This window comes from Butyricicoccus sp. (genome assembly GCF_050872565.1).
In the GTDB taxonomy this organism is placed as follows: domain Bacteria; phylum Bacillota; class Clostridia; order Oscillospirales; family Butyricicoccaceae; genus Butyricicoccus_A.
Window position 1 is genome coordinate 1 of the sequence record NZ_JBNMHC010000181.1, and the last position, 4,584, is coordinate 4,584.

The 4,584-nt window shown below is 45.0% G+C and carries 5 protein-coding genes and 1 pseudogene; all 6 read right to left on the reverse strand.

Annotated features, from left to right (window positions below; translation table 11 throughout):
- Positions 1-107: 107 nt before the first annotated feature.
- The gene (locus ACR0P9_RS08085) at positions 108-626 is read right to left on the reverse strand and encodes a hypothetical protein (protein WP_432619045.1); all 519 of its coding nucleotides are present in this window, start codon (positions 624-626) and stop codon (positions 108-110) included.
- Positions 627-741: 115 nt separating this feature from the next.
- The gene (locus ACR0P9_RS08090) at positions 742-1,584 is read right to left on the reverse strand and encodes a class C sortase (protein ID WP_432619053.1); all 843 of its coding nucleotides are present in this window, start codon (positions 1,582-1,584) and stop codon (positions 742-744) included.
- Positions 1,585-1,604: 20 nt separating this feature from the next.
- Entirely contained in the window at positions 1,605-2,180 is a 576-nt protein-coding gene (locus ACR0P9_RS08095) for a SpaA isopeptide-forming pilin-related protein (RefSeq protein WP_432619047.1), read from the reverse strand.
- Positions 2,181-2,198: 18 nt separating this feature from the next.
- Positions 2,199-2,795, reverse strand: coding sequence for a tyrosine-type recombinase/integrase (locus tag ACR0P9_RS08100; protein WP_432619049.1), 597 nt, complete (start codon positions 2,793-2,795; stop codon positions 2,199-2,201).
- 152 nt (positions 2,796-2,947) lie between these two features.
- Positions 2,948-4,339, reverse strand: a complete 1,392-nt coding sequence (locus tag ACR0P9_RS08105; RefSeq protein WP_432619051.1) for an S-layer homology domain-containing protein — start codon at positions 4,337-4,339, stop codon at positions 2,948-2,950.
- A 65-nt stretch (positions 4,340-4,404) separates the two neighbouring features.
- Positions 4,405-4,584 (reverse strand): annotated as a pseudogene (locus ACR0P9_RS08110) (hypothetical protein); the annotation flags it as partial.

Consider the following 4,584-nt stretch of genomic DNA (forward strand, 5'->3'; position numbering starts at 1 on the left):
ACATAGAAGTTCTTCTATGTTTGAGTGTAGCATACAAGTAGAAAAAAGTCAATCTATTTTATAAAAAACAGCGTAGCAGCCAAGGAAACTGCTACGCTTAAAAAATCTTATTTTTTCTGCTTTTTCAGCACCTGTCCAACGAAAATCATAACCAGACCAACTGCCGCCAAGACGGTAATCGGCCATTGCAGCTGTCCGGTATACGGCAGCTTACTAAAAACGGTCGATGGCGTCTTTTCCGGCTTTTTATCCGGTTTCAGTTGATTGGGTGTCGTTGTTGACGGAACATCCCAAGAAAATTTCGGTGTGACCGTTATCGTACTCTGCTGGACAGAGACCAGAAACGGATCAACCTGATATTTTTTATTTTGCTGTGCCGTACTCTTGCGCACAATCAGATAAGAACCAGAAGATATAGGGGAAAACTTCAATGTCCCGTTCTGATCGGTTGTCTCGCAGGGGTAAGCGTCCAGGGTATCACTTACTTCTGCGGCAAGCTGCAAGGCTTTTGCGTGCTGTTTGCTCGCCGGGAGCTGTGTCCAACTGTTATCCTGCACAGGAATCAATACATACGTATCGCCAACAAGCGGAATTTCCGTATTTGCTGGTTTAACTGTGCACTGCATGACAATTGCGCCAGCTTGTGCCGGATTAACGGCGAAAACCGGAAGCGAACAGCAAAATATGGCACACAGAAATAGCAAAAGCGGGATACAACGATATTTTTTTATAAAAAACATATCATTCTCCCCTAACCTTTCGCCAAATCCATCCCATCAATTTGCGCAGCAGCAATACCACGACAATGACTGCGATGCCAACCAGCATATGCCGTACTTGAACCGGCAGATTTTCAAACCATGAAGCCGGATCCTGCACGGCTGCCTTAGCAGCGACAGATGCATCATATGGCACACGATGTCCGCGCACCAGCAAACGATGGGAATTTACGCCATACGGCGTACAGGTGACCAGAGTGACGTAATCCTGCCCTTCGGTGATTTGCAGGGGTTGTGTCTCGTTGGGCAGAACCGTCAAAATCTGGTCTACCTGATATGCCAAGGTCTGATTCAAGACCTTAATATAAAATGGATCGCCGATTTTCATTCGATCCAAGTCCGTAAACAAACTGGCGGTCGGTAAACCGCGATGGCCGGACAGGACAGCGTGTGTGCTTTCACCGCCTACAGGAAGAGACGTTCCCTGCATATGACCGACACCGACCTGCAACACCGCTTCACTTGTTCCGTGATAGATGGGAATTTTGGTGTGCAGGCGTGGGATACTGATATATCCCATCATACCGGTGTCGTCAATGCGGAGCAGATTCCAATAGTCATCTGCGAGGTCAACATCTCCTATATTGTCGATAGAAGCAACCCCGTTGCCCTCCTCGAACAGAGCGCGATTATACGCCCGTGCAGCCTCCAATTCTGCGTCAATCTCCTGCTGCTGCATTTTGCTGACAGAATCATCGTATGACGCAGTGGCGCGGCTGCCATTCTTTTCGGGGATAGATACTCGCTGAGTGATGGGTACACAAGAATGCCTACGCCAATCAGAATAATGACACAGCGAAGCAATCGACTCAGCTTTTCTCCCATTTAGCGGTTAGCCTTCTTTTTTCTCGGCATGAATACACCAATCAGGACAACGGCAACGCCAAGAGCTACCAGACCGATGGTACCCATGCTACCGGTTGTCGGAAGCATCTGACCCTTGTTATTCTGAACCGGGACTGTTGCATTCTTAGCTGCACTCGCCTTGTCATTGATCGTATAAGTAAAGTTGGTTAAGTCTGCGTTATCTGCTGTAATAACCACAGTAACCGGCTTGGTCAGCTTGTTGTAACCGGACGGTGCAGCTGTCTCGTATAAATAGTAAGTGCCAGCCTTCAGACCCTTAATCGTAATCTTACCATTCTCCGGAGTCGTAACATCTGTTACAGCAGTAGCGGTTGTTTCGTCTGTGCCCTTTATGTGATAAACCAAAGAGCCATCTTCTGCATTAGCTTCTGCGACCAAGTCAATCGGCGTTGCTCCTGTAGCATTAGAGTTTTTCAACTGGAAAGTTGCGCCCGCCAAGTGAGTCGCGGTCTTACCATCGGTTCCATACTCGCCGGTGTACTTATCAATGTCGATCTGATAGGTGTATACCTTGGCAGCACACAGTTTTTTCATCGCCGTCCAAATATTGCTTCAATCCAACGGTTTGCCGCTGCGTGTGCAAAATGCAAGCCCATTGTGAATGTTGTACTGCCTGCAATAATTTAATAACCGTTTTTGCAGCATGGAAGGCAGTAAAATAGTACGTATTTTTCCCTTGCAGGATATAAGAATTTTTCGTTTTTTCACACTCTCTACAGTAAAATATTGTAGTTCAGAAACACGAATCCCTGTACAGCCTATCGTTTTTAGAATCATTTGCAGGCGAGGCTTGTGCTCTGCTGCTCGCAGCAATCTATGATACTCTGCCTTTGTCAGTTCTTTTTGCTCCGATTGGTAGATTTGCCGCTGTAAGCGTAGTCCCTTTACAATACAATCCTCCCATCCTAAGAAGTGCATCAGTCGATTAATGCTGCACAGCATAGAATTAACTGTCCGTACGGCGTAGTGCTGTTCCAGCAAATGCTTCTTATACGCTATCATCTGTTCTTTTTCAATTTCTTTCCCCAATATGAACGCGTAAAATGCATGTACATCGCGCATATATTTCTGAATGGTCGCCTTACTCTTTTCGTCTAGAGCAAGGCTGTTTTTGAATGCTTCGACTTGTTGCTTCGTCAGTGTTCGCATTGCTTCACGCCCTTTCTTTTTTCTTTAATCATCCATTATACAAGAAAAATAAGAAAGAATGACGCAAATTATACAATTTTCTTTGAAACACAAACGCCTCACTGCCAGTGCATGGAACAGCACTAACAGCGAGGCGTTACTTTATTTATAATTTATATAGAATGATATTGAAAAATAATCTGAGCGCACTCTGCTCTCGTAGCAATAGATTTTGCAGATAATGTTTGGGCGGATGTTCCGTGTATAATTCCCTGCTGAACTGCCCATATCATTGGTTTCTTTGCCCATGCAGAGATGGTATCTTTATCAATATATGGATCGAGCACGGATTCATCCTCTGTCACTTCTCCTGACTGTCCCTGCTGTGCATGATAATTGCTCAAAAAAGTAATCATTTGTTCCCGTGTAATCGGTTCATCAGGAGCAAAGCAGTGATTTCCTATGCCTGCGGCGATATGGTTCTCCGCTGCCCATGCAATGGATGCGGCATACCAGGCATTCGGATCGACATCATCAAAAAATTTTTGCTGCGACGGTTGTGGTCGTCCTGATACATTGTAAAGAATTTGAATCATTTGTGCACGCGTAAGTCCGCTGGATGGTTCAAATAGGCCGTCTCCCATGCCGCTCATCCAACCTTTTTCCAGCATATACTCTACACTATGATTGTACCAATCATCCTTTTCTAAATCAAAAAAATTCATATATTTCGGACGATTTTCTAACAAAACATCAATAACTTGCGATGGAGTCATCGTGTGAATACCTTCTGGATCTTTCAGATCTTTTGAAAAATCCCATCGCATCAAATTTCCCTTTAGATATGTATCGACAGAACAAATCTTTACCGAATAAAACCGAGACCAATACGGAAAATATTTTTTCATAGCTTCTTTTGCAAGTTGAACTGCCTCGCTGTTGGCATCTCCGGATAGCGTTTGTGTACCAGAAATCTGCACGCCAGCATTAGGAGTCGAATGAATCAGCAAGACGCTGCCGTCCGCGCACTGTCCTAAACAAATCCACACATGACCGGATATGCTGACGATGTCTCCCACTTGGTAATTTTTTATCTGACTGTTTTCGATGTATGTTCCCCAGTTTCTCGCTGCATATTCAGCAGCGGTATTTTTAGAGGAATATACATATCCGGCTTTTCCGTTCTGATTTTCCATCGTATTATAGATTGTCCAACCCACAAAGCCAGAACAGTCTAATCCATTGCGAATCTCGTATCTATGATCTTTGTAATCATACGAACCGGCGTAGTTCCGAAAATAATCCTTCCATGTGCGGCTGGTTCCTATAGTAGTTGCATCAGATCCGGCACCGGTATCTTCTTCATTCCAGCCACCGCCCCATACATAAAGGGTGGAACCGCAAGGAAGCAATGCTGTTTCCAAAAAATTTCTCAACGTCTTTTCTCCCGGAACAGCCTCTGTAGAAATCGTAGTCTCTGCATGTGCAGGAGCTGAGATTCCTATCGCAGAGCTAAGCAAGAGTGAACCAACCATAAGACCGGCCAGTAAGCGATTTAATTTCAAAGAAATCCCTCCTTAAACAGACTACTGCCAAGATGTAGCTTGTCAGCCGATCTTTCTAGTTTGTTTTAGTCTTCCTTCGGGCTGGCAACTAAGAACAGCATATCACTGCCGCCCTCGCTCTCCGGGAACGCGTCATACATCGAGAAGTTGTACATCAAACGCTGTGCCGGATAAATACCATAGCCATCCTGATTGTGGTCTGTGGTATCATACGAATCGGCAACCAGGAATACATCATCATTTTC

Bases quoted from the DNA above. Each gene is read 5' to 3' on its own strand.
- ACR0P9_RS08085 (WP_432619045.1), bottom strand. From the start codon at position 626: ATGCAGTGCACAGTTAAACCAGCAAATACGGAAATTCCGCTTGTTGGC.
- ACR0P9_RS08095 (WP_432619047.1), bottom strand. From the start codon at position 2,180: ATGAAAAAACTGTGTGCTGCCAAGGTATACACCTATCAGATCGACATT.
- ACR0P9_RS08100 (WP_432619049.1), bottom strand. From the start codon at position 2,795: ATGCGAACACTGACGAAGCAACAAGTCGAAGCATTCAAAAACAGCCTT.